The organism is Phycisphaerae bacterium, from assembly GCA_035384605.1.
Taxonomy (GTDB): Bacteria; Planctomycetota; Phycisphaerae; order UBA1845; family PWPN01; genus JAUCQB01.
Genome location: DAOOIV010000060.1, coordinates 1 through 26,291, shown reverse-complemented (window position 1 = coordinate 26,291; position 26,291 = coordinate 1). Strand labels below are relative to the sequence as shown.

20 protein-coding genes and 1 pseudogene are annotated in these 26,291 nt (G+C 61.3%); 15 read left to right on the top strand and 6 right to left on the bottom strand.

Annotated elements, in window-relative coordinates; genetic code table 11:
• Positions 1-608: 608 nt before the first annotated feature.
• Positions 609-1,223: a DUF2617 family protein gene (locus tag PLL20_13635; protein ID HPD31033.1), complete on the top strand. Its 615-nt coding sequence runs from the start codon at positions 609-611 to the stop codon at positions 1,221-1,223.
• 114 nt (positions 1,224-1,337) lie between these two features.
• On the opposite strand, the gene PLL20_13630 is transcribed toward PLL20_13635, so the two are convergent.
• The gene (locus tag PLL20_13630) at positions 1,338-4,370 is read right to left on the bottom strand and encodes a hypothetical protein (protein HPD31032.1); all 3,033 of its coding nucleotides are present in this window, start codon (positions 4,368-4,370) and stop codon (positions 1,338-1,340) included.
• Between the two features lie 655 nt (positions 4,371-5,025).
• On the opposite strand from PLL20_13630, the gene PLL20_13625 reads away from it, so the two are divergent.
• The 9 genes and pseudogenes from PLL20_13625 to phoU all read left to right on the top strand — a co-directional run bounded on the left by PLL20_13625 (position 5,026) and on the right by phoU (position 17,340).
• Positions 5,026-5,721, top strand: coding sequence for a response regulator transcription factor (locus PLL20_13625; GenBank protein HPD31031.1), 696 nt, complete (start codon positions 5,026-5,028; stop codon positions 5,719-5,721).
• A gap of 25 nt (positions 5,722-5,746) precedes the next feature.
• On the top strand, positions 5,747-7,639 hold the full coding sequence (locus PLL20_13620; GenBank protein HPD31030.1) for an ATP-binding protein: 1,893 nt from the start codon (positions 5,747-5,749) through the stop codon (positions 7,637-7,639).
• Between the two features lie 538 nt (positions 7,640-8,177).
• A complete protein-coding gene (locus PLL20_13615; GenBank protein ID HPD31029.1) occupies positions 8,178-9,263 on the top strand; it encodes a type II secretion system protein in 1,086 nt (361 codons plus the stop codon).
• 57 nt (positions 9,264-9,320) lie between these two features.
• Complete coding sequence (locus PLL20_13610) at positions 9,321-12,098, top strand: dockerin type I domain-containing protein (protein ID HPD31028.1); 2,778 nt, start codon at positions 9,321-9,323, stop codon at positions 12,096-12,098.
• Between the two features lie 238 nt (positions 12,099-12,336).
• Entirely contained in the window at positions 12,337-13,191 is an 855-nt protein-coding gene (locus PLL20_13605) for a phosphate ABC transporter substrate-binding protein (protein ID HPD31027.1), read from the top strand.
• A gap of 49 nt (positions 13,192-13,240) precedes the next feature.
• The gene (locus PLL20_13600) at positions 13,241-14,470 is read left to right on the top strand and encodes a PstC family ABC transporter permease (GenBank protein ID HPD31026.1); all 1,230 of its coding nucleotides are present in this window, start codon (positions 13,241-13,243) and stop codon (positions 14,468-14,470) included.
• A 2-nt stretch (positions 14,471-14,472) separates the two neighbouring features.
• Positions 14,473-15,822, top strand: a complete 1,350-nt coding sequence (gene pstA, locus PLL20_13595; protein ID HPD31025.1) for a phosphate ABC transporter permease PstA — start codon at positions 14,473-14,475, stop codon at positions 15,820-15,822.
• A gap of 98 nt (positions 15,823-15,920) precedes the next feature.
• A pseudogene (gene pstB / locus PLL20_13590) lies at positions 15,921-16,667 on the top strand (phosphate ABC transporter ATP-binding protein PstB).
• A 4-nt stretch (positions 16,668-16,671) separates the two neighbouring features.
• Positions 16,672-17,340: a phosphate signaling complex protein PhoU gene (gene phoU, locus PLL20_13585; GenBank protein ID HPD31024.1), complete on the top strand. Its 669-nt coding sequence runs from the start codon at positions 16,672-16,674 to the stop codon at positions 17,338-17,340.
• Between the two features lie 207 nt (positions 17,341-17,547).
• On the opposite strand, the gene PLL20_13580 is transcribed toward phoU, so the two are convergent.
• The 3 genes from PLL20_13580 to PLL20_13570 form a co-directional block, all read right to left on the bottom strand.
• The gene (locus tag PLL20_13580) at positions 17,548-18,132 is read right to left on the bottom strand and encodes a PEP-CTERM sorting domain-containing protein (protein ID HPD31023.1); all 585 of its coding nucleotides are present in this window, start codon (positions 18,130-18,132) and stop codon (positions 17,548-17,550) included.
• Between the two features lie 287 nt (positions 18,133-18,419).
• The gene (locus tag PLL20_13575; GenBank protein HPD31022.1) at positions 18,420-19,457 is read right to left on the bottom strand and encodes a L,D-transpeptidase family protein; all 1,038 of its coding nucleotides are present in this window, start codon (positions 19,455-19,457) and stop codon (positions 18,420-18,422) included.
• Between the two features lie 42 nt (positions 19,458-19,499).
• Positions 19,500-19,811, bottom strand: a complete 312-nt coding sequence (locus PLL20_13570) for a Dabb family protein (GenBank protein ID HPD31021.1) — start codon at positions 19,809-19,811, stop codon at positions 19,500-19,502.
• 260 nt (positions 19,812-20,071) lie between these two features.
• Between PLL20_13570 and PLL20_13565 the strand changes: the two genes are divergently transcribed.
• Positions 20,072-20,470, top strand: a complete 399-nt coding sequence (locus PLL20_13565; GenBank protein ID HPD31020.1) for an SMR family transporter — start codon at positions 20,072-20,074, stop codon at positions 20,468-20,470.
• Positions 20,471-20,486: 16 nt separating this feature from the next.
• Complete coding sequence (locus tag PLL20_13560) at positions 20,487-21,800, top strand: DUF2314 domain-containing protein (GenBank protein ID HPD31019.1); 1,314 nt, start codon at positions 20,487-20,489, stop codon at positions 21,798-21,800.
• On the opposite strand, the gene PLL20_13555 is transcribed toward PLL20_13560, so the two are convergent.
• Both PLL20_13555 and PLL20_13550 read right to left on the bottom strand, forming a co-directional pair.
• Complete coding sequence (locus PLL20_13555) at positions 21,786-22,256, bottom strand: GNAT family N-acetyltransferase (GenBank protein HPD31018.1); 471 nt, start codon at positions 22,254-22,256, stop codon at positions 21,786-21,788. The two genes, PLL20_13560 and PLL20_13555, sit on opposite strands and share 15 nt — an antisense overlap.
• Before the next feature lie 153 nt (positions 22,257-22,409).
• The gene (locus tag PLL20_13550) at positions 22,410-24,632 is read right to left on the bottom strand and encodes a hypothetical protein (protein ID HPD31017.1); all 2,223 of its coding nucleotides are present in this window, start codon (positions 24,630-24,632) and stop codon (positions 22,410-22,412) included.
• Between the two features lie 603 nt (positions 24,633-25,235).
• Between PLL20_13550 and PLL20_13545 the strand changes: the two genes are divergently transcribed.
• From PLL20_13545 to PLL20_13535, 3 genes are all read left to right on the top strand, one after another.
• On the top strand, positions 25,236-25,565 hold the full coding sequence (locus PLL20_13545; protein ID HPD31016.1) for a DUF1330 domain-containing protein: 330 nt from the start codon (positions 25,236-25,238) through the stop codon (positions 25,563-25,565).
• 139 nt (positions 25,566-25,704) lie between these two features.
• Complete coding sequence (locus PLL20_13540) at positions 25,705-26,076, top strand: metalloregulator ArsR/SmtB family transcription factor (protein HPD31015.1); 372 nt, start codon at positions 25,705-25,707, stop codon at positions 26,074-26,076.
• A partial coding sequence (locus PLL20_13535) for an arsenate reductase ArsC (GenBank protein HPD31014.1) occupies positions 26,052-26,291 on the top strand: 240 nt, incomplete at its 3' end. The genes PLL20_13540 and PLL20_13535, both read left to right, overlap by 25 nt.

Here is a 26,291-nt window from a genome sequence, read left to right as displayed (position 1 = left end):
GAGATCGGTGCCTCTCTGGAAAGGCTATAGAACCTTATGGCCAGAGACCAGCGCGGTTTGGGCGCATGTTTCCGGATCGCAGAGCACTTGGGTTGCGGCCCGCAAAAAGGCGGTCCGCCTTAGGCCGTGAGCCCCGGCCTCGGTGCTCCCGTCTTCTCCAAAAGAGTCGTTACCCGCTTCCGCTTTGATTTCATCCCTGGTAACATTTGTTACTCAGATGTCAGACGGAAAATCGTCATTTGTCAATCGGTGACCAAGCCCGCAAATCTCAAATAAACCCGAAACATGCCGCAACCATGCGATGCTAACTTCGTACATAGCATATAGATAGCCCGCCGGGGTGGCAGAGAGGGCAAAAATGACGTTTTGCCGATTTTTCTCTTGGCTCGGGCTTCAAGAGAGGTTATAATGGGCCTCGACCGAAAAGCCCACCCCCGCCTACGAGGAGGGAGTAGCCGCCGCGGTGGGTAGCTTGAGGAGAGCTAGAGGCGGCACTCACCATCCCTTTTAGAGATGGCACGGCGTGCGTTGCGTCTGTCCAGGGTGGTGAATTGGAGATCAGCCGCACAGAGTTGCGGCGCGAATTGAGACAGGAGCGTCTCGAAGGAATGGATGACGTGGAACTGGGCCAAACATTGCAGCGAGTGGCGGACGCGAAATTCGTGCTGTACCGCCGCCGGCTTCATCCGGAGCTGTTTCGCATTCACGAAATCAAGCACTTGGAGCGGCCCGCTTACTCGGCGGAAATCTGGGTGATGGGGCTTTCCCATGCCGTCACCGTACAAGCCGACTCCCGGTGCATTACCGAGGCGACGACCGACGATCTGGAAGTCCTCCCCCAGAACGGACTTGTGACGTCGTTTCAATTCCGCGGCGAACGCGACCACGTCGAGGAGTTCGACGACGGCATGAAATACATTCTCTCGACCCAGGTCGAGCGTATGACACAAAATCTCTTCCACGCCTCGCACCGTGATCTGATGAGGTACGCCAGCACCCGAGGGTTGCTCGTCCGCTTCACAGAGTGGGCCCAGGGCGATGAACTTGTGCCGTTTACCTTCATCGATTATGAAGCTCGCGACCGCGAGCTTCACGTGCAGTCCTTCCATGTGTTCCCGGCGGACTACACGATTCTCAAGACGCAGTCGATCGTGGAAATCGGTCGCGTCCCGGTTCAGCGCAAGCCCGCAAGACCGGTCAACGGCCACGGCCGGCACAACTAAAGTAGACTCCCCGCATCGTTTTCAGGGCGGACGGGTCTCAAGACCCCTCCGCCCTCTTTTTGTTCGATGAGACTCGTCCACGCGCCTCGCTTATGGATTCGTGGGGAAAGGGATTCAGGTAGTGGTTGAAGCGGAGGCTGTTTCTTCCTTTGCGCCGCTGGGCGGTATTCGGTCCGCGTTTTCTCGACGCGTCTCGGCACCTTCCCGGATTGCCTGAACGGCCCGGATGGAGCGGGCGGCCGCTTCCGCCAGCCTGCTGCGGGCTTCGCCCGAAGCGCCGGCCCCCTCAAGGGCTTCGATGGTCATCCCAACCTGCTTCTGGACCTCGAAGAAAGCCTCCAACTGCGCGGGCAACTCCGTCGCCATCTTCTCGGCTCGGCGAAGGACCGCTTCCAACTGCGAAACCTGGTCCTCGGCTTCAGCCCGCTTGGCGGTCAGGTCCTGCATCCGGCTGGTGCAGCTCGCTTCCGCCAGTTCCGCATGCTGCTGGACCTGTGCCAGGTTGAAGGATAGATCGAAGGCCGCAGTACGGGCCTCGGCCGTGAGCGCCGTCATCCGGTCGATCTGTTCTCCGGCCCCCGCAACGGTCGACTTCAGCTCTGCGATTCTCTTGTCCAATGCCTGTGACTGTTCGCGGATGCGCTCCAGCATCGTGTGGGCGGCTTCACGTTGCCGGTCGGCCGCCTCGGTCGTCATCGTGTAGACCTCGTGCAGATTGTCACCCGCGGTCCGAGCCGCCTTGATCCAACGATCGAGCGACTGTGTCTGCTCCCGGATCTTCTTGGCCAGCGTTTCAGTGGTCGCCGCCTGCTCCGTCACTCCAGCTTGCACCCGGGCGTAGACCTCATCCAGACGGTCGGCCAACGTCCTGGCTTCCGTCGTCCTGGAATCAAACATCCGGGTATGCTCGGCGATCCTGACGGCCAGCGCGTTGGCCGTTTCCGACTGGCCGGCGGCAGTCTCGGCTAACTGTGCCTGAACTCGCTCAAGTTGTTCGCCGGCGGTTCGAGCATCACTGATCCGCCCGGCGAGCTCTTCCAGCAATCCTCCGACGCGGTTCATCATCCCGTTGACCGCTTGCGTCTGCTGAGCCGCCGCCTCCGCGACACGCCCCGCCACCGCTTCAAGCTGCTCGCCGGTGCTGCGGGCATTCTCGGTCCGATCGCTCAGGATTCGCATCTGTTCCTGCATTCGCTCCATCAAGGCGCTTGCCGCTTCGATTTCTCGCTTGCTGTCGGAAGAAGCCTTTGAATAAGTGTTCGTGAGATGCTCGGCGGCGTCCTTCGCGGTCGAAATGCACGACTCAAGCCGGGCCGTCTGGTCCATCAGTCGCTCTAAAGCGGCGTTCATGGTTTCTATCTGTCGGCCGGATGTTTCCAGAGCCCGCGACGAGGCCTCTTCGATCCGGGCCACAACGGCGTGGCCTTCGCTGACGCGGGCATCAAAAGCCCGCGTTTGCTCCTGCACGTGCGTCGATAGGGCGTTCATGGCATCGAGTTGCGCCGTCGCATCGGAGGACAGTCTCCCGTAAACGTGCTGGAGATGCTCGCTCACTTGTACGGCGTCCTTGATGGTCGACTGCAAGGCAGCCATCTGTTCCTTGCTCTGCTCGGACATCGCCTGCATCGCTTCCGTGTGACGGACCAGGACCTCGTTTGATCGGGCGGCGGTCTCCTCCAGTCTTTCTGATGCGCCTCGAGCCGCGTCGATGCGTGCGTCGAGTGCCTCCGCGCACTCGCGGGCACGTGCGGCCAGCGCGTCGGCGGACTCGAGGTGACGCTTGCCGGCGGTGTCGGCTCGCTCATAGGCCTCGTTCAGCACCGCTATGTTGCTCTGCATCTGGCCGATATAGGCTCCCAGCGCATCCTCCTGTGACTGAATACGGTGGGACAGGCCGTTGGCCGCTTGAAGTTGCTCGTCAATCGCCCGGCAGATCCGGCTGCAGTGCTCGTCCATGCGCGCTGCTACCGTCTCTGCTGACGCGATTCGCTCGTTCAGCCGCTGCTCCTGCTGTTCGATTCGCTCGATCATCGAATCCGAGGCCAGGAGCATCTCGTCGAGGCGGCCCGCAGCGATGGCCGAGTCGGCAACCCGCTTGTCGAAGGTCTGAATCTGCTCGTCGATGCGCCGACCCAGCGTTTCGGCCTGTTCCAGTTGCCGATCCGCGGCCGCCACGGCTCGATTGCAGGCATCATCCAAGGCTGAGGTGATTCCCTTGGCGCTTTCCACCCGAAGGTCGAAGGCTTCCGTCCGGTTCTGTATCCGTTGAGCCAGCTCGGAGCCGGCCTGCAACTGCTCATTGGTTGCGGCCGTAGCCTGTTCCTGCGCATGCAACAACCGCGCGGTCGCCGCATCGGCATCCGCCAGCCGATCACTGAACGTCTGAGTCTGCTCATCAATGCGGCGGGCAAGAGCCGTCGCCGACTCCATCTGTCCGCTGGTGAGCGCCAGCGCTCTTTCATACAGCGCTTCGAGATCCGCCACGACCTGCCGCATATTGCTGATTCGCACATCGAAGGTCTTGGTCTGCTCGTCGATTCGTTGCGAGAGGCCGTAGACCTTGTCGACAAGTCCGGCGGCCGTCTGGGTCGCCGCTTCAACGGCCAGGCGGGCTTGTTCGGCTCGCTCGGCCGCGCGGCTGACCTCGGTTTCTTTGGCTTCGGCAGACTGCGAGGTGCGAAGCAGCGAGCCGCGGACTCTCGTCGCCCGGTGCGTCCAGTCGACGACCTCATCGCGCAGCGTTTTCACCGCGACCGAGACGTCGCCCAGTTCCTCCTGCCGCCGGTCCGCCAGTGCAATCACTTCGGACAACTGCACACTCTTGGCATCGAAAGCGCTCAGCCTCTCGGGGTTGTAACTCGCCGCCAGATCCTGGTGCAAATCGCGAAGATAATTCGCGATGCTCTCGGCGCTGCACAGCTTGGCATCAGCAATCCGAACCTGCTGCTGAACCTGCTCGTACAGCTCGCGGCATTGTTTGACCGTTCGCTCCAGCAGCATGCGGGCTTGAACCCGTTCCTCGGTGATGGCACGGATGGCATCCCGCTGGGCGCCACCGGCCGGCTCACAATCCTGCGTCTGTCCGGTCGAGGGGGTCGAAGCAAGACCGGCGGACGACGTCTCACCGACGCCTGTCGTCATCTCCATAGGTTCATCTCCCGATGAGTCAAGGCTCGTTTCATGTTGCATGACATCACCTTTCCGACACATCCGGCAGGCGTAGTAACCGCGGATCGGTCGCATCGCAGAAAGGATTCTTGGTCAGACGGCAGAACTTCTTGTACATGCCTGTACGCCTCACCATCCCTGGGCAAGTTCTCCAAGACATAATCGGACATTGCCTTCTCGGACCTAAGCTACCGTGCCCACGAAAACGGTCCTCTGAGGCTTGGTCTTTCCGTTCCCTTGCAGATCCGCCGGTCGCCGGCGGAATCCTCGCATGCGTGTGAACGCTTGCTCTCAGGTTCCTTCCCTCCGGCTGTTCCGCAGAGTCCCATTTTCCCGGACGTTGGTCGGCCAGGCCTGTCAGACTCCTCAGGACACCGTCGGTCTTCCGTTGCGGTCGTAGACCAGCCTCGGGTAACACTTGCTTTCCTGCTATCAGCGATGAGAATGTCCTATAAACGGGAACGAATCCCTTGGTGACCGAGACGGGCATGTTTAACCAATTCCTAACATAATCCTTACGCGGGATTAGCCCAACGTTTGTAAAAGAGCTTCATCGATTGTGGCAAAAGGGGGCAAAACCAATCGGCCGCAAGGGCAACCGCAGTCCGCGTTCGGCTTCTGAGGGTAGATGTTGATGGCAGCGAGAAAAAAGAGCGTTCTGATCGTTGAGGATGAAGCCGATTTGGCGGAGTTGATCCGCCACAACCTCGAACACGAAGGATATACCTGCCGGATGGTATCCAACGGCGGTTCGGCGCTGGCCGAGGCGGTGGCGCATCCCCCGGATTTGATCCTCTTGGACCGCATGCTTCCAGGCATGTCCGGCGACGAGTTCATCACGCACCTCAAGAGGGACAACCGGGTAGCCTCGATTCCCGTCATCATGCTGACCGCCAAGGCGGAGGAGGCGGACCAGTTGGTTGGCCTGAGCCTCGGTGCCGATGACTACATCACCAAGCCGTTCTCGATGAAATTGTTGCTGGCCCGTGTCGCGGCAATGTTCCGCCGCGTGGAGATCGCTTCGACCGACCAGGAGGTCGTGACAAGGGGCCCTGTCTCGCTCGACAGCAGTCGCCATGAGGTCACGGTAGCGGGCTCGCAGGTCGCGTTGACTGCGACGGAATTCCGCCTGCTTCGCGCCCTGATGGCCGCCAACGGGCGGGTACTGACGCGTGCTCGTCTGATCGAGACCACCATGGGTGTCGGTGTCGCCGTGACGGATCGAACAATTGACGTTCACGTGGCTTCGCTTCGAAAGAAGCTGGGCAAGGCAGCCCGATGGCTTCAGACCATCCGCGGTGTCGGGTACGCTTTCCGCGAGAGTCCTTGAGATCCGGCCTCGAAAGGCATGGCTGATGAGACGCCCGCGCTCGCTCTTCTCGAAACTCTTTCTCGGCAACACTGTGTTGATCATTGCTGTTCTCGGGATCTGCGCATACCTGATTGTTCAACACGTCCAGAGAGCCTATGCCGAGCAGGTTGGCCGGGAGCTCCGGCTTCATGCTCACCTCGTCGAAGCTGCGGTTCATGCTCAACTCGATCCGCAGCGTGCCGAGGAGTTGGATCGGTTGGTCAAACAGTTCGGTGCCGCCGCCGACAACCAAGTCCGGATCACATTGATTCTGCCCGATGGTCAGGTGTTGGCAGACTCACAGGCCGAACCCAAGACGATGGAGTCCCACGCCACTCGCCCCGAAGTGGTAAGAGCCCTGAGCGCAGGCTGGGGCGAAGAGACTCATTACTCCAGAACGCTTGAGCAATTCCAGCGGTATGCTGCGCTTCGGGTCGGATCAGCCGAGGCTCCGTCGGGCGTGATTCGTGTCTCTATGCCTGTTCAGATGATCACGGCCAGGGCCAACGCCTTCCGTCGGATCATTTGGACCATTGTCCTGCTCGGAGCGATTGCGGCGATACTCTTTGCCCTTGGTTTGGCCCGCCTGTGGAGCTGGCCAATCCGGCGGATCACGGCAATTGCCCGCAGTCTTTCAAAGGGCGATCTTTCTGCCAGGGCCCGGGTCGCCGGCCCCGCAGAGCTGGCCATGCTCGCCGCATCCCTCAACGGCATGCGCGATCACATCGCCGATCAACTGGCGACCATCGATCGCCAGCGCCGAACGCTCGAATCACTGCTGGCCCAACTCCACGAAGGCGTCATTGTGGCAGGCAGCAACGGGCGCATCCTGCTGGTAAACCCGGCAGCGGTCCGAATGCTCGGCCTCAGCGGCGACCCGGTCGAGAAAGCAGGATCCTTGCTCGGACAAGCCGTTGAACAATACGTTTTGCAGCACGACCTGCAGGACATGCTGTTGTCGGAAAACAGGCGCCGCGCGGACAAACGGACCGACAAGCCGCCTGCTGAACCGGCGGTTCCGCGTGAGGTCCGGGTTCAGATCGAGGAGGAGAACGGCGAGCTTGTGCTGATGGCCCGCGCATCCGACATTGTCCTGCCGGTGCCTGCGTCCAGCGGCGGGCCGCTCGAACGGCCGGATGTCGGCCGGATGCTGGTCCTGTCCGACATTACCCAGATCAGCCGAATGGTCCGGATCAAGACTGATTTTGCGGCTAACGCCTCACACGAGCTGCGAACGCCCCTCTCCGCGATACGCGCCGCCGTCGAGACCCTGCTCAGTCTTGATTGGCAAAACGATCAGGATGCCGCCAAGCGGTTCCTGGACATGATCGACCGTCACAGCGCCCGCATGCAACAGATGGTATCCGACCTGCTGGACCTTTCCCGGATCGAGTCCTCCCCCGGACAATTCAAGCCCCAAACGCTCATCCTGTCGGCGGTGATCGAGGAACTCAGGGCCCGATTCGCCGAAAAACTTGCCGCCAGGAACCTGCAATGGTCGCTCAAGCTCGACCCCGAGCTGCGAACCATCGACGTCAGTCCTCACTTGCTGCGGGTGGTGCTCGACAACCTGGTGGACAACGCGATCAAATTCACCAACCCGGGCGGCCGCGTGCAGATCGCTTCTCAGAAAGTACTGAACGGAGCCGGCAAGATCGAGGCGGTCATCATCTCGGTCGAAGATACGGGTTGCGGAATCGCCGAGGAGGAACAGGAGCGGGTCTTCGAGCGATTCTACCAGGTCGAGAAAGCCCGCAGCGGCCCCGACCGCGGAACCGGCTTGGGGCTTTCCATCGTGCGCCATGCCGTGGCCGCCATGCATGGCCGCGTCACTCTGACCAGCAAACTCGGCCAAGGAACCTGTGTGACCGTCAGCATCCCTCTTCCACGGCAATAATCACGTCGTCGGCACACCCTGCCGAAATGTCACGCCGCTCGCCGGAGCTTTCAGTGCGCAAGACGAGCCCGGTCTGACCCCTCCGGCAAGACCGGGCTGACGTCTGGCACCGTCTGTCCGACGAGTGCCTCTTGCGCGGATTCTGACGTGAGATGGAAGTGATGTCATTCTCAATATGAAACCGGCCCGTGAGACCTGTGTGTGGAGCTGGTCAGAATCTCGCGAATTCGCACCGATTCGCGCTCGCCGCAGGCGCCGCTCTTGACCAGTTATCCGGTGGCGCGATTGGGTCCGGCGCGTTGACGGGTATTCGCCGCGCCTCCTGGATCGCCTCGCTCGTTGGTGATCCCCGCTCGTGCCTGATCCGGCAAGTCTTGTGGGATTTCGTGCTTTTTCTGATCAGTGGTGAAGGGATTGGGGCGACCGGCGGGGAATTGTTCATTTTTTCTCCGGGTGCTCATCTCGGCTTAGCGCACCATCTCGACAATACCCGCCGTGTTAGCACGGATTTCTGTTGTGCATTGTAAGGAGTCTCATAATGAAACAGGAATGGAACACACGGATCGGTAGCCTTGCAAGACCGGCTTTTACTCTCATCGAGTTGATGGTTGTGGTGGCCATCATTGCACTGCTCATGGCCATCCTTTTGCCGAGCCTGCAGCAGGCGCGTGCGGAGGTCAAAGCCGTGACCTGTGCCAGCAACCTGCATCACATCGGCCAGGCGGTCGCCATTTACCTTAATCGGGACAAGGTGTACCCGGTCGCCTATGCCTACGTTGATGATCGCGGCCGAGTGGACCTCAGTCCGCCCGTTCAGGAGTTCCTGCAGAGCAAGGGCCAGAAGCGGTACGTTCACTGGTCCTATTTCCTTTATAGCAATGGGCAGGTGTCGGACAGCGCCTTTCAATGCCCTGCCTTCGGCAAGGGCGGAATCCCTCGGACCAACCCCGGACCCGAGCAGGCGGACTGGGAGTCGGCACAGGTTGACGAGATGGGCCAGACTGGAGCCAATCCTCGCGTCGACTTTCAGGCTTCGCGAATGGCCTATACGGCCAATGCGGCGATCATGCCAAGAAACAAGATGACCCCGTCGATGTCCGGCGGCAGCCGCGTCAACAAGTTTGCGAATGACTCGGCCATCAAACACCCCGGACAGGTCATCATGGCAACCGAATTCAACAACCACTGGCCGGCGATCGCGGTCAATTCCGGCAGCGGCCTCCTCAGCAAGAGTCATCGACCGATCAATCCCTTCTACAGCTACAGCAGCGGCTGGGATGAGTACAACGCGAGTGACCCTCGCGGGGCCGGCCGTGCGGCCTTTACACTTGGAAATGGCGGACCGGACAACAACTATGGCCTCTATCCGCTTCAGCAGGTACTCACCACGGGCGGACTCATCGAAGAGTCCGAAATCAACGCCGTTGGGAGACATCATCCCGGCGGGGACAAGGAATTCGGAGGTACGGCCAACTTTCTCTACGTCGATTCCCACGTCGATCGCAAGACAATCATGGACACGATGAAGAAGTTTGAATGGGGCTCGCGTTACTACACACTGAGCGGGAACGCCCTGGTGGAGCGGCCCGGGCCCGGCGGCGCCGTGACGGCGTCGCTGAACTAAGGATATCCCAAAGCTGACCCTCGTCGTCTATTTGATGAAAGAAAGGAGAACGGAAAGATGTATCGGAAACGGTTCTTGGTATCCGCCCTTGCGGTCACGATCACAATCATCGCAGTGCGGGCTGCCACTGCACAGAGTTACCTTTACAACGGGGAGATCTCGATCGCCGGTGCTACGCTTTTTCGGGACTTTTTCAGGTTCCCGGCCAGCACCAACGACTATATCGACGCCGACGGCGACGGCATCGCGGGCAAGTTCAATAGCTGGCCTCCGGACCAGTTGGCTGTCACCTTTGTGCCCGGCAGCCCCTTGACAACCCACTGGATCGTCCAATATCGCGGCGTGGGTTCGGTGAACGGGCTGAGCGAGTTCCTGGCATCCCAAGGCTGCGGCACCGTCGCCACTCGAATTCCCGATCCTGGCTATTTTAACCGCTTCCTGTACGCCCAGGCGGGAACCTACAACTGGACCGGCCCATATGGCGATGTCAGCGGGACTCCCAGAACGCCTGATCAGATCGATCTGGCGGTTCTTGACGTGCCCACCGACTGGGCCGTCCTCACCGCCGGCGGCACCCCGAAATGGAATCTGAAACCCGGCATGCCTGGCTACGGACGCTGCCCCATCAAATCGAGCACCGACTGGGGATATGAGTTGGCCGACCTGACCGTGAGCTGTCCCGGCGGCTCCCAGGTCGTCTTCAACAAGAACGTCGGCAGCCCCGATGTCCTCACCATCTTTGACACGCCTATCGCCTGGGTGCCCATCGCCATCATCGCAAACCGGGGCACGGGCCTCCATCAACTCAAGGCCAGCGAAATGCAGTACCTGTACGTGACCGGCCGAATGCCCAACGGCGAGAACCTCGTCGCGGCTACTCGTGATGCCGGCTCCGGCACGCGCAACGGCGTCATGAACACCCTCGGCATCGACCCGAGCTGGGGGCGCGGTGACAATCTCGGAAGCGAAACGACGTCGTCATCCCGCTTCATCCTGGGCCCCAATCACCAGCCCACCAACTCCGCTTCGTCCAGCCGGTTGCAGGATGTCGCCAAGGACCGTCGGCTTGCGGTTGGCTATACCGGTCTGGCCGGCAGCACCGCGGCGGTGGCGCAGGCCAGAGGCGGGCGATTCGAGATTCTTGATATTATCTTTGATGATCGCGGCGGCATCAGTCCCGTGCGTCCCGGCATCGATACCGTCCTGGACAACGCGGACCCGAACACCGGTTATCAAGTCGGCGGCCCCGAAACCTTTGCCTCACTGGGCGATCCTTTCGAAACGAACCCGGCCGCTCCAAGTTACATGAGCGACCAGCATGCGGCCAAGTATCTCCGCAACATCGTGGAAAGCGTCGCCAACTTCGTTAGCGCTCCGGCGGATCCCGCCAACGACGGCATGCCCGGCGAATACCTGGCGACCAAGTTCTTCCTGAGCGCCGGTCTTGACGCCCTGCCCGATTACGCCAACTTTGACCCGGCTACCTTCGTGCTGCAGCCGACGCCGCCTTTCAACCAGACCCTGCAGGACTACATGCGGGCCAACATTGACCTGACCGGCGGGACCAGCCATGTGGATACGCCCCCGTTCGGCAGCATCAACAAAGCCGGCCTCACGCCGACGCGTACGGTCAACCCGCCGTTCGCGGATGGGATCACTCGTTACAGCGACGGCAGCAGCAACGGTAACTACTGCTATTGGGTCGGCGGTTGGGAGCAGATCGCAACCAACGTCAAATTGCCCGAAAGCTGCGACTTGTCCGGCGATTTCAACCAGGATAACGTCCGCAACGTCAATGATGCCGAACAGATGGTCGCGGCCTACTACAGCCCGCGAGCTTGGACCGTGTCCATGGGATTTCGCGGTGGTCAAGCCGGTGGTCCAAGCACTCCTTCGGGCATCGCGGCCGACACCATCATACCCGAGGTGATCGGTGACTATGACGGCGACGGCGATTTCGGCAAGGAAGACCTTCGGTACTTCGCCGACGGCCTGGCCATCGACCCGCTGACCGGACAGCTAAACCGCAAGAAGGGAGCGATCGCGGTCGACAACGCCATTCTGCACTACGCGCCCGCAAACGACGAAAACGGGCAGCCCGTGGCCGACCGGAACCACTGGTTCCCTTGGAAGGCAACCGCCAAGCGGGTGCTCATTCCGTCGGACACACCGTGTGGCGAGCCCACTCATGTCCTGCCGCCGGATGTCAACGATCCGGCTGACCCGTTCCTGGCGACCGGCGCGGTCTATGCCCCCGGTGACTTCCGCGGTGACGTGGCAGGCCGTTCCCCCGTGGCTGGTGCCCAGCCGCTCGGTTGGGACGGTCGGGTTGATGCCCATGACATCGATTACGTGTGCCAAAACATCGGTAATTGGGAAAACCTTGACCAGGCGGCGCTCATCGACCTCAGCGCCGACATGAATGGTGATCTGGTCATTGATATGAATGACCAACTTGAAATCGTCGCGGGCATCCTGAAAACCCGAATTGGCGATGTCAATCTGGACGGCAACGTTGACGCCGCCGATTTGGCCATCATCATCGCAAACCAGGGCCGGACGGGAGGCTGGGCGATGGGTGATATGAACTGCGACGGCGTGATCGATCAGAACGACCTTCCCCCGCGAGCGGATTTTGACGGCGATCGAGATGTCGATGCCGACGATTGGGCCGCGTTCGAGCTCTGCGCGTCAGGCCCTGGGGTCTTGCCGCTTGCCGAGTGTCAGCCCAAAGACTTCGACCTGGATGGCGATGTCGACCAGGCGGACTTCGCTCGCTTTCAACGGTGCTTCAGCGGAGAAAACGTCTCGGCCGGTCCGGACTGCATGGATTGATTCGTCCGCCCAGACCGCTTAGCGCCGCGTGCTGTTGCCGCAGCGGAGGCCTCGGCGAGGGGAAAGAAGTCGCCGAGGCCTCTTTTCATGCCGTTCCCGGCGCGGGTCGGCTTAACAATCTTAATGAGTTCTTAACGCGCGGCGAACCCCGTCTTAACGTCCTGTGTCCAGAATGAGAACGGTACAGACAACTTGCAGTTGAGAATTGTGAGAAGCCAGCATGATAGGAGAAAAGTCAATGAAGACGACGAGATCGCTTCTGGCAGGGGCATTCCTGGTCGCAACATCCATCCTTTCAACCGGCCCGGCCCAAGCCGACGACAAGGCCAAGGACACGAACAAGATCGTCATCGACGGCTCGACCACCGTCGGCCCGATCGCCAAGGCCTTTGCCGAGTACTACATGAGGCAGAACCCGGGCGTGAATATCACCGTCAGCGAGTCGGGCAGCGGTAACGGGGCCAAGTCGCTGGTCAACGGCACCTGCGATATAGCCTCCATGTCGCGGTTCATGAAGGATGAAGAGGTCAGGGCCGCGATCGAGAAAGGCGTCGTGCCCGTGTGCCACACGGTGGCCGTCGATGGGATTGCCGTCATCGTGCACCCGAGCAACCCCATTAAAGGACTCTCGCTCGCACAGGTTCGCGACATTTATACCGGTAAGGTCACCAACTGGAATCAGGTCGGCGGCCCCAACGCCAAGATCGTGGTCATCAGCCGCGACAGCAGCAGCGGCACCTATGAGAGCTTTGAGACCCTGGTGATGAACAAGGAGAAAATGGCCGGCTCGGTTGAATACGTCGGCAGCAGCGGCGCGATCCGCCAGCGGGTGCAGTCCACGCAAGGGGCCATCGGCTATGTCGGCATCGGTTTTACCGACAGGACGGTCAAGGCGCTCGAGATCGACAAGGTCATGCCGACCAAGGCCACGGTCGCTTCGGGCCGCTACCCGATCGCCCGGCCGTTGTTTCTGTTCACCAACGGCTACCCGGCCATGGGCAGCCACCTGTACAACTTCACCAACCTGTACCTGAGCAGGAAGGGGCAGGAAATGATTGAAGCCATCGGCTTTGTGCCTTTGACCGAATACTGATCCATCTGCACGGGATCGACGGCGGCTGGCGAGCGACTGGATCGCACCGATGGGCAAGCCGCCGGTGATGTCCGGCGAGAAGGACATGAGGGTCATGGAATCAGTCGGCGAAATCAGCGGACTGCGGACCATGCGCAGGCCCAGCCTGCTTATCAGCAGAAAGGCCGGTCTTGTCCGTTGGATTGCCGGTCGGCTGGGCCAGGGCCTGCTCTTGATCGTCACTTGCAGCTCGATCCTCATCGTCCTCTTCATTTTCTACTTCATCGCCCGGGACTCGATCCCCTTTTTTCGGGCTCAGGGCTGGTCGGGGGCCAGGGAGTTCTTCACGAGCACCGCGTGGTATCCCACGGGGACTCCGGCCCACTTCGGCGCGCTGGCCATCTTCTACGGCAGCGCCATGGTGACCCTCGGGGCGACGTTGGTGGCCGTACCGCTCGGAGTGGCAGCGGCCGTGTGCCTGAGTGACGTTCTACCCTTCTGGCTGCGGCAGTGGACCAAGCCGGTCATCGAACTGCTGGCCGCGATTCCGTCCGTGGCGTTCGGCTTCTTCGCTCTGGTCGTCTTCGCCACCCAGCTGCAAGACAACGGGGGAGTCATCCTTTCGACCGCCTGGTGGCTGATCGCCACACCGATACTGTCGTTGGCGGTGTTTGTCGCGACGGAGGTCATGACCGCGGGCATCCAGACCCCCTCCACTCGCCGCATCGCCAGGGGCATCGTTGGGGCATTACTCGTGTGCCTGGCGGGCGGTCTTCTCTGGTGGGTCTCCACTTCGCTGCGGGCACTGCACGTCGACAGCGGATGCAATGCCCTCAACGTCTCGATCATTCTCGGTATCATGGCCCTGCCGACCGTCGTGAGCGTGTCGGAAGATGCCCTGCAGGCCGTCGGCCGCGAACTTCGCGAGGGATCTTATGCCCTTGGAGCCACTCGGGCCGAGACGATGCTGCGCGTCGTCATACCCGCGGCCGGCAGCGGGATCTGCGCGGCCGTCATCCTCGGCATCATGCGGGCCGTCGGCGAAACCATGGTCGTCTGGATGGCCTCCGGTAACGCCTCCAGGATCCCTTCACCGCGGTATGACTTCCTCCAACCCATCCGTACCCTGACGGCCACCATTGCCGGCGAAATGGGTGAGACCGACCAGATGACCGGGGCGGCCCACTACAGCTCTTTGTTCCTCATGGGTTTCTGCCTGCTGGTCATTTCATTCCTGTTCAATCTGATCAGCGAGGCCGTCGTTCGACGCTCGGTCATGGGCAAGGGAGGCAAACGCTGATCGTGGCACTGACGTCGCGCAAACTGACCGATCGCCTGTTTACCTTCGTGGGCGTCAGCTCGATCCTGCTGCTGGCGGCCTTCCTGCTGGTGTTGCTAACGCCCATCACCCTCGGCGGGATCGGGGCGTTTGTCTTCCGCGGCACCGTCGAACACCGGCGTATGCAACTCGAACTGTTCGAGACCGGTAAAAAGGCCGACCTCGAAGCCGATATGGCCGCCGCCTTCGAGGCCCGCAGGCCCGTGTACGAAATGATCGCCGCATTCGAGAAGGAGATCGAGGCGCAGGGCTTCCTCGCCTCGCGCAAGTATGCCGAACCGCTCCAGGCGGTCAAAGACGAGCTGCGCCTGCTGCTCGGGCCGGCACCCGGCGAGCCCAAACCGGTGATGTACCGCGATCAATACGGTCAGACTCGCTGGGATCGGGCCCGCGTCGTGCTTCATCACCTGCTCTACGATAAGCAGTACGACTACTCCAATCCCGACGAAATGGGCAAACCCATCGACGTGCCGCGGGTCAACGAATTCAAAGGTACCGCGCTGGAACCGTTATTTGCCTATGTCGAGCAGAACCTCGACAAGATGCTCCTGCCGCGCGTGACCCTCTATTGGGGCTTTCTGACGCAGACATCCTATGACTCCCACTATTTTGGCGGCGTCTGGGCGGAACTCCTGGGGACCTTCTATCTGACAGTGGGAGCAATCCTGTTCGCCGTCCCGATGGGCGTGGTGTCGGCGATCTACCTCGTCGAGTACGCCCCTGCGACGAGCAAACTGGTTCAGTTGATCCGCACCTGTATCAGCACGCTGGCGGGCGTGCCGAGCATCGTCTTCGGCCTGTTCGGGTTGGCTTTCTTCATTAATACGGTCGGCGTCTCCCAATCCAAGAGTGTCCTGGCCGGTTCGCTCACCCTGTCCATTCTGATTCTGCCGCTGGTGATAAGGGCTTCCGAAGAGGCGATCCGCGCGGTGCCGCATACCTACAAAGAGGCCTCGCTGAGCCTGGGCGCAGGCAAGTGGCGCACCATCGTGAGGGTCATTCTGCCCTCCGCCTTGCCCGGCATCTTGACCGGCATCGTGATCAGCATGGGCCGGGCCGCGGGCGAGACGGCTCCCATCATCTACACGGCGGCCGTCAGCGTGGGTCTGCCTTTGTCACTCAGGGATACGCTCACCCAACCGACGCCGGCATTGCCCTGGAACATTTACAATTTGTGTACGGAACACCAGCGGGTCGACGAGATCCGGCATGTTCAGTATGGTATGGTCTTTACCCTTGTGATGCTCGTACTGCTCTTGAACTCGGTGGCGATCTACGCCCGGGCGAAGATATCCAAACGGCTTCGAGGATGAAACTGATGGCGGTAGCAATGATGGAATCGATGGTGACGGTGAGAGACCAACGTGGCGATCCGGCAAACAAAGGGCTTGCTCATGCCCCGGAAACCGCCCACGTGATTGCCGAGCGGTTTTCCGTTTTCTACGGCTGCAACGAGGCGGTCAAAAAGGTCACAATGGCCATCCCCGCCGGGAAGGTGACCGCCATCATCGGGCCGAGCGGCTGCGGCAAGAGCACGCTGCTGCGGGCCATCAACCGCATGAACGACCTGATTCCCGGCTGCCGGACGGCCGGCAGCCTGATCCTCGATGGTGAGGAAATCTACGGACCGCGAATCGATGTCACCGCCCTGCGCCGCCGCGTCGGCATGGTATTCCAGAAGCCCAATCCTTTTCCGAAGACCGTCTTCGACAATGTGGCCTTCGGGCCGCGCATCCACGGCATCCGAGGCCGGACGGACGTGGCGTCCATCGTCGAAGAAAGCCTCAGGCGGGCGGCCTTGTGGGACGAGGTCAAGGATCGCCTGCACGAAAACGCCTTGGGCCTCTCCGGCGGCCAGCAGCAGCGCTTGTGCATCGCCCGGGCACTGGCCGTTCAGCCCGAGCTGCTGCTGATGGACGAGCCCACTTCGGCACTCGATCCTCTCGCCACGGACCGGATCGAGGACCTGATCGGAGCACTTCGCGGCCAATACACCGTGATCATCGTCACCCACAACATGCAGCAGGCCGCTCGCGTGTCCGATATGACCGCTTTCATGTACGTGGGTGAACTCATCGAGTTCGACTCGACGTCCAAGCTGTTCACCAGCCCCAGTGAGCAGAAGACGCAGGACTACATCACCGGGCGATTTGGATGATCACATGGCGACGCATTTCATTAATCTGCTGGATGAACTGATGCGGCGGTCTTTGCGAATGGGCGCCGCCGTCGAAGACATGCTCCTCGAGGCCTGCGAGGCCGTGACCCATGCCGATCACAACCTTGCCCGTCGGATTATCGATCGCGACGCCGAGATTGATGCCGAAGAGGTGGCCATCGAAGCGGAGGCCGTTCGCCTGATGACCCTTTTCCAGCCGATGGGCGCCGACATGCGGCGGCTGTGCACCATCCTCAAGGTCAACAATGACCTGGAACGTATCGCCGATTGCGGCGTCAATATCGCCGAGCGGGCCGCCCACCTGGAACCCGAGGCGTTGGTCGAGGCCCGCAACAACCTGAAAGAAATCTATCCCGTCGTCCGCCGCATGTTGCACGGGGCCCTTCATGCTTACGCAACCCTCGATCGCCAAGCCGCCGAGAGGGTTGTGGCCGAGGATGAGGTCATCGACGCCTTCTACGGCGATTTCATCCGCCACCTGGTCATCGATGCCGCCAGGTCGCCCCAGGCCATGGCCGCCCACTTGGATATCCTTTCCATCGCCAAGAACCTCGAACGTACCGCCGACCATGCCGTCAACATCGCCGAGGACGTGATCTTCCTGGTCACCGGCCAGATCGTCCGGCACACCAATAAGAAGGTTTCAGGATGATTTTTGTCGCGGTTTCGGCCGTCAGGGACCCCAACCGGTACACCTTTCGCACAAGACGGCATTCTGCAGTTACCTGAGGCGGGCCGGCTTTTTGCGAGCAGCAGCTCAGGAGCACTGCGATTCGGAAACATGCGCGCAAAAGCGCACCAGTTACGACGCAAGAGGCTACGGGGCCACAGGCCTGTTCGACGGGGCAGATATCGGTGGTCAAGCTGTGCGGCGGCGAATCAGCATCAGACCGCCCAGGGTCAACAGGCTCATGGCGGCCGGCTCAGGAACCTGTGAATAAACCATGTTATCCAAACGATAGTTCTGCTGATGACTGCCCGGTCCTCCCACTAATCTGACCGAGGTGAAAGGAGTGTCAGAGATGAAGCCCCAAAATTCGCCACCGTAATTGTTGGAAATCGCTCCCACGTAAAGAGAAAAGTCGGCGATGTAGACCAGCAAGCTGTTTCCAGAGCCGCCGGGGCCGCCCAAGGCCCAGTCTCCGCCATAGGCGGCGATTTCGGGGCTGAAGCTCCAGATGGTCATAGGCTCATTCTGGCTTTGAGAAGCCAGAACATCCTGGTAGCATTCCTCCGCAGGGTTGATGTGCCCGGATTCCGTGGACACAAAACTGACTCCGTCGTTCAGTTGACTGTCGGCGAAATCCTCGCTCAGGAACTGGCCGCCCAAGGCGCTCTCCCATTGCGTCTTGTCCGTGTAGATTGTAACCGTCACCGCCCTGACCGCAGATGCCCAAGACATGCACATGGCCAACGCCCCGCCCAAAACCGCAAGTTTCTGCATGGTTCCTCCTCCCTTACGTACAGCACAAGCCGGGACCAACATCACCAAAACAACGCGCACTATCTTACCAATTCTCCCAAGGAACCACAATCGCAAATCTGCTTTTTGTCGCTGGGTGGCAGATCCGGTTAAGGAAGACACCCCACCAGAAAAGCGGCAGGGAGGTTTCGTATCCCATTACGGATAAAGAGTTACTGATCCAAGAAGACGCGGCAGCTCAGTCCATCCCGGCGACGGACAACGAAGCCGGATGGGTGGCCCCTGAATGATCAGCCGGCGTGAGATCGCTACTCGATCTGCCCCCGACGCTCACCGGATTCAATGATCGTGACGATGCAGTCCCGGGCGAGCATGGCATAGACGGCTTCGATGTCCTGCTTTCCCAGGCGAACACATCCCAGAGAAGCATCAGTGCCGATGCTTGCCTCATCGTTGGTGCCGTGGATGCCGTAGCCGCGCCGGCCGACGGCGTTCCCTTCGATTCCTTTCAGGGCAATCCAGTACCCGCCGAGCGGGTTGTCCGGATCGTGCGAGCCGTACCGCCTGCCGTTTCGCGGATCGACCCACGACGGGTGTCGCAGACGGGTAGTCACGACCCATTTGCCCGTCGGCGTCTTGTTGTCGGTGCCGAGGGCAACCCCGCACGTGCGCACGTACACATCCTGCAGGTACAAATGCATTTCATGGTCGCTCTTGACGACCGTGGCGCTGAAGGGGCCTCGAACGAGCTTGATTTGATGGCCGGGGCGAAGGACGCTTCCGGCCGAGAGCCGGTTGATGCTGCTGATCAGTTCCTCAGTCAAACCATGCTTGCGGGCAATCCTGGAGAGGGTGTCCCCTTTGACGATGCGATAACTGACGACCAGCGGATCGCCCGGCAGAATCTCAGGCGAGAAGATCGTCCTGTCGGCGATCAGGTTCAGAATCTCACGAACCCGGCGTTGTCGCTCGGACGGATAACCTTCCCGGAGAACGCGGTTCAGATGGTATCTCGCCCGCACCAGATCTCCCTGTTCCCACGCCAGCATGCCTTCCTGGCAGGCAGTGTCCAACGGGTCGGGCGGCGGAGGCTGGGCAGGTTGCGTGGCAATCGCCGGCGCGGATTGCACAACCGGCGGTGCCGGCGCTGCCCAGGGTCCTTCGACGGGAGCGGTGGCGGGGAACGAGGTGATCGACGGTGATGAGACCGGGACCTCGGGTGCCTGAAGCGGCCGCTCATCCTCCTTCTCAAATCCCGGCACCGAACAACCCGCAATAGCCAGCCACGCCGTCACCACAGAAAGGCCAGAACCGGCGACTACACGCCTTCGCTGAAGTCTTCGCACGTCAATCCTCCCTGTTGGCATGCGGTGTCATCGGTTCAGGGCCTACGCGGACAGGTAATCAAACACGCGGATCCTCGCCCAGCGGGCCTTGTGACGCTTAATATACTCCAGGTGCAACGGGTGGTCGGCGTAAACGTCGTGCCCGGCCTTGTCGTCGAAGAGGATGACCAGACCGAGATCGAAGTCGGTGACGCTGACTTCCCGACACATGGTTTCGTCGCGCCGGCCGGTCTCCAGCCGCCGGACGGTCGGAATCCTGGCCAGCAACTCCCGGCCACCGACGACCTGGGCGTCGATTTGGGATTGGGGGGTGCCGGGCTTGAGGGTAAAGAACACGCAGTGAACGTAGGCCATGGGCCCTTCTCCGATGGTCTGGCCGTCTCGGGCCGATCGGACGGCCGGGACTGTTCTTGACGGCAGGTTGTTATACAATCTGCCCGCACGAAACGCCAACGAAAGACCTCAGACACTTGCGACGGGCGGCTCGGATCTGAGGTGCCATGACCACGGCTTTGCATGACCGTGGTGTTGAGCAATCCCGAGACACGTGCCCGCGCAGGGCCGTGGGCACGGCGTCCGGCAGAGCGGTACCCGCGCTACGATGGAGTCCTATTATGAAACACGTGATCGCACTCGCACTTGCGCTGGCCTTGAACGCCGCAGCCAACCTGATGATGAAAATCGGCTCCGGTCGATTCAACGCTTCCGGCCTCAACACCGACCCCGGTCTGCGGTCGCTGGCCGCGGCCCTGACCGCCAACTGGGTGCTGGTCCTCGGCCTGCTGTGTTTTGCGATCAACGTGATGTTCTACACCTACGCGTTGCGGGCCGCTTTTTTGCCGGTGAGCATGGCCTATCCCATCATGGTCGGGGGCGGCTTTGCGATCATCGCCCTCGTCGCCTGGTGGTTCCTCGGCGAACGTATGTCAGTCGTCCAATGGACGGGCGTCGTGATGATCCTGCTGGGCGTCTTCCTGGTGGCTCGTGAGGTCCGGGTCGATAGTGGGGTATAGAAAGGACAACCGACGGATGCGATGGTTCAAAAAGACAATTCCCTGGCGCGGCGAGGTTGTGTTCCGCGGCTCCCTGCAACCGCGGGCCGCAGACTTTGAATATCTTGAGAAGCACCGGATCCGCATCCGACCGGGCAACGGAGACCCAGAATTCCTCTGGTCGTTGACGCTCGAGCATCCTGACTGGGGTACCGCCACATTGCAGTGTCCCCGCGAGACGCACCGGATTGACCCGGCGATTCTGGATCATGACTGGCTACTGTCGGAGACCGAGCGGCAGGAAGCCCGGCTGGGCGAATCAACCGTCCTGCTCGGTATGCCTTCGGCCAAGGGCCACATGTTGCGGGACCGAAAGCTGGCCCTGCGATTCATGCGGGCGATCATGGGAGACGACGGAGTGCTAGGCTTGGATTGTCTGGGCTGGAGAACGTGGACACGAACCGGTCTTGACGAGGAACTGGCTCACGACGCCGACCTGGACGTCGAAGCCATTCATTCGCTGCATTGGGTGAAGACTGAATCCGGCGAAGAGGCAGGTTGGCTGCATTCTCACGGACTCGCTGAAATCGGGGGCTTCGACTTTGACATACTCCGTCCTGCAAAGGAACTGGCCACGTCGGCCTGCGACGCCCTTCGGGCGATTGCCTTTGCGATTCTCGAAGAGCGAGTCTCGACGTCAACAACCCGCTTTTCGCTGGCGATGCCGGGCGGAGACGTCCAGTTCGTCGACGTCGACAGATTCAACGCCCTCGCCTCCGCCGCCGACCGCGCCTTGCGAACGGCCGATGATCCGGCTCATTCGCGAAAGCGGGCCGTGTTATGCGATCCGGCCGGGGGATTCTTCTCGCGATTCTCCAGGAAGGTCCGGCCTTCTTCATATCTGGCCGGTCCGATCGACGATCGCGCAGTGATCTGTTTTTCCGGCTCCGCCACCGATCTGATGGCGGAACGTGCCAGAAAGACCTATCCCGTCTTGCGCGCCTTGTTGGATGAGCTTGCCGAATTCGAGTTTCCCGTTGGCGCCAAGATCGGATATCCGACCGATCACCGAACCGGACCCGATGACCGCGAGCATCTTTGGTTCAGCATCCATCGATGTTTTGACGACAAGATCGACGCGACGCTCGAGAACTCGCCTTTGGATATCGCCGGGATGAACGCCGGCGATCGCGCCGAGCATCCCGTCGAGCTTCTGACCGACTGGATCATCATGACCCCGTTCGGTCAGATCAACCCGCGGAGCATGGTGGTCGTGCGCAAGATTCGCGAGCATCGCGAGGAGCTGCGGGCCATCATGGCCGAGTATCGAAGGCAATCATCCAAGGCCTGACCATTTGACCTCGTACACCCGGTAGTTCGTCGCCCTCATGCCGAGCTTCTCGTATGCGGCCATGGCCCGATGGTTGTCACGGTGCACATAGAGCCGGAGGCCGCAGATGCCGGGATCTTGCTGAGCGAGCGATTCGACATGGCGGTAGAGGCGGCGAAAGATCCCCCGGCCGCGGTAATCCGGATGTACATAGACGCTCTGGATCCACCAGAACACCCTCGCACGCCAATCGCTCCATTCGCGGGTGATCATGAGCTGACCGATGACCCGCCCGTCGCACTCGGCCACGAAATACCGACCCTGCTGCGGATGAGCGACGGCATGCGCCACCCCTCGTCGGGCCGTTTCGGGGTCCAGCCGCAGCCCTTCCGATTCAAGCGCCTGAGCGATGATGAACTCTGTGATCACCGGAACGTCGACGGCTCCCGCGGCTCGAATGATCAAGTTGTCATCCATGTGCGGCAATCATATGAGGAAGGCTTGTGCCGGTCTACGCTCCGCCGCGGGCTGCCATTCCCAAGGCGGGCCGCCTTTTTCCGGGCCGCAACCCAAGCGGACTGGGATCCGGAAACATGCGCGCAAGCCGCACCGTTTTCTGGCCGTAAGGTTTTATTCTCTAGTCGCCGCCCGTAGTTCGCGCGTGCAGGCTTCGATAGCCTGACGGCCACGGTGCCACGACCGGTAGCTGTGAACCGAGAGCCACCCCACGAGTGCCACAAAGAGGGTGCCGAAGCCTGCCAACAAGGATCGCACGACGCGCCGGTCCCCCGGCTCGCCCGGATCGATGCCGGTTCCCGAAAACTCGATGAACACCGGCTCGACGGCGGGGCCGGCCGGGGGCTCTTGCTCTTGGACATCCGCCAGCGAACGCAACGCCGCGGCGCGTTCATCCTGAAGCCTGCGCCACTCCGCCAGCTCCGCCTGCCGCTGATCCATGCGCCGCACAAGCGCTCGTACGTTCTCAACATGCCCGCGAATCTCCCGATCCAGATCCTCCGCCCGTTGCGTCAACTGCTCGCGGCGCTGCCTGATGGTTTGCTCGCGATCTTGCTTAAGATCGTCGAGCATTTTCGCTCGCAACGAGGCCTCGATCTCGGTTCGTCTGTCATTCACCTGGCGGCGCAAGCCCGCGACCTGCTGCACGATCGTTGCCAGATCGAGGTTCCCGGTCAACGTGGCCGAGCGGGCCAACCTGACAATCTCCTGCTGCGCATCGACGACCGGTTGGAGGTCCTTGGTCAGAGCCCGGCCAAGAACCAATCCCTTGGTAGGTTCGTCCGTGTCCTGGCTGATGGCGTCCAGTCGCTGTCGAAACTGGATCAGCACAGCCGATCCGGCGTCGATAAACTGGCGCGCGGCCCGATCCAGTTCCGTCTGACAGGTCAGCAGATCGGCCTCGCCCGCCAGGGCATCTCGCTGCGCAGCCCAGTCACTCGACATCGCTGTGGCGGCCTCGTTCCACGCGGCCAGGGCTTGCTTGAGGTCCGAGAGCGACTCCCGAATCCTTGCACCGTACTCCTCCTTCATCGCCCGATCGATGCGGGCCGTGCCGTCCGCGATTGCCCGTTCGAGTGTCCTGAACGTACCGTCGCTGCCGTCGGTGATGCGTTTCAGCGCCTGGCTCAACTCGGCCTCGCGCTGCTGCAGCGCCTGGATTTCCGAACTCAGTTTCCTGTCTTCTGTGACCGCCGCCTGGATCTGACGGGCGTCAATCCGGACGGATGCAGGATCGATCTCCGCTCCGGTCTCGGCATTCGACAACGAAGCCAGGGCCGCCTCAACCTCCCGACGTTGTGCTTCCGCCGCAGTCCATTGAGCCACCAGGCGAGCTCCTTCCTCTTGTTCTGCGAACGCAGGACGAGTCGCAATTTCCAGACGATGCTCGATCTCGGCGATCTGTTGCCGGATTCTCTCTCGCTGAGGTGTTGACGAGGGCCGCGAGGCGGGCGCCGAAGCCGGGCTCCGGTACAACGCGACCATATGCCGCGCCGTTTGGTTCATTCGGGCGGCAGCCTGATCCGGCTCCCGGGTTTGCAGCCGAAAGGTGAGCAACCCGCGCGGCACGTCCATCTCCTGAATCGGCAGACCGTCTGCCTTGGCAAGATCGGCACATGCCGACAGCGTGACGGCATCTCCAGGCCGGGTCTTGATGTGGCCGTTGACCGTGTAGAGCGGCTTGTATGTGGCATGCGACCACACACCGAGCCCCGCCGAAACCAGGACGGCGATGATTCCAAAAGCGACCAACGCCGCCGAAGACTCCGACCTGCCGGGCTTGTCAATGGTTGCCGCCTCGCGATCGGGCTGCGACGTCCCCGCGAAAAACGTCGTCGGTTGGGCGGGCACGGCGGATTCAGTCTCCATGGTGTTCTTCAGAACCGCGATTTGCTTTTCCAGCCCGGCCGCCCGTCGGCTTTGGATTTCTGCCTCCTCAACCGCCTCGGCAAGCCGCTTCCGAGTCTCGTCGCGATCCCGTCCAAGCCGCGAAGCCTGTTCTCGCAGTTCCTGATTCTTGGCGGCGAAAACTCTGAGTTGCTCTTCCCGGTCTTTGAGCAGTGCTTCCTGTTTCGCCAGCAGCTTGGCAGCCTGCTCCAGCTTGGCCTGCGCCTCCATCTCGCGACCATGTTGTGACGACCATGCCGCCTGTTCCTTCCGAAGCCGGGCCTGCTCGTCACGAAGTCTCGACTCGGCTTCAGCCAGCTTGCGCTCTCGCTCCGTCAGTTCCCGCTCGATCTGATCAAGCTTCCGGCGGACATCGCCAAGCAAGCCGTGTGCCGATGAGTCGTGGTCGGCGGGCCTTCCTTCAGACTGCGGATCGGGTCTTCTTGCCACGGCGGACCTGCCCTCGGGGTACTCGGGGGGCCATCATTCCCTTGCCATGTCGCGAACCAACCCAGTCTATCCTTGCCGGCAGGCCTCAACAAGCGAGTCCTCCGCAGATGCAGGCGAAGGGGGGCGTGACAGAAGCGGCGGCACTTCTGGCGGCTGACCCGGTTGTCGTGAACGCGAGCCGAAAGCAGAGCACTTCAGCGGTCTTTCCCGAAGGGCAAACAGGCCGGTCCTTTTACGACTGGTTCACGGTCGGCCAATTCCTCCTTCACGGTGTCACCCCATCGAAGCCTTTTCAGCAGGCTTGTCCTTGTCGAGTAAGCCCGTTGAAAAGGGCTGAGACCATAGAAAGGAAAAAGAACCGCGGGCGACCACCGACCGGCCGTATGAGGGCCGGCCTGTCAGCCCGCCTTTGGCGGGAAGACCCCCTGAAGATGTTGATCGCCCAACCTGGACCGGTCGGCATGCCCGCCCAGACTGTCACGCACCCGGTTGGCCACGGCGAGGAAGACGGGAATTGGACAAAAGCGGGTGGATGCGTATGCTATCGGCCTTTCGGCCGGGGTACTGTGTGCTGGTGTCCCCGATGCCGTCGGGCAAAGGACTATGATCATTGCGCTCAATCTCTTCGACATCATTCCCGGCAAGGAAGCCGTCTACGCCGAGTACCTTCGCCGCGTGCGTCCGATCCTGGAAAGGCACCATGCTCGCGTCCTGTTTTATGGTCGGACGCGGGCACGATTCATGGGTGCCTGCAATCAAGAATACTGCGGCGTCATCGCCTACGAAGATCCCACGGACCTGACCCGATTCTCACACGACCCGGAGTTCGCGGAAATCAAACCACTGCGCGACGCCTCAACTCACAACTATGTTCTGACGGTCGCCGAGGAGACCGGCATCGAGGATGCGGCCGAGATGCTCAGCAGATCTTGACGGGAAAAGGCATCACGGTGCAGGGACCCGGCGACTGCCGGTGGACCGGTTGGGCTTTCGGTCGGCGGGGGTTGCCAAAGGCCGGGTGCCGATCTATACTTCGTTAGATGACGAAGTATAAGCTCTGGCGGATACGGCCATGCAGGAGTATCTGGCGATCACAAAAGCCCTGGGTGACGAGACGCGAGTGCGGGCCCTGCTGGCCCTTCGGGGCGGCGAACTCTGCCTTTGCCACATCATCCAGTTGTTGCGGCTTGCTCCGGCGACGCTGTCCAAACACATGGATCTGCTGGTTCAAGCCGGGCTGGTCGAGCGGCGCAAGGACGGCCGATGGTGCTACTTCCGACTGATTGGTGCCAACGCGCAACCGGCGGCGCGGCGGGCGCTGAGATGGACCTTGGATGCTCTGGCGGATGATCCCGTCATTCGTCGAGATGCCGAGGCACTGAACAAGATCAGATGTGCCGATCCCAAGGAGCTGAGTGCATGCTACAGAAGCGGAAAGTACTGATTCTGTGCACGGGCAATTCCGCTCGATCTCAAATGGCCGAGGGATTCTGGCGTCACTTGGGCGGCGACCGTTGGGAGGTGTTCAGTGCGGGCGTTGATCCCAAGGGAGTCAATCCGGTCGCTGTTGCGGTCATGGCCGAGGCCGGCGTGGACATCAGCGCTCACCCATTAGCCCCCGTCTTGTCAAGCGCGAAAACTCCCTTGGCGAATCTTTCT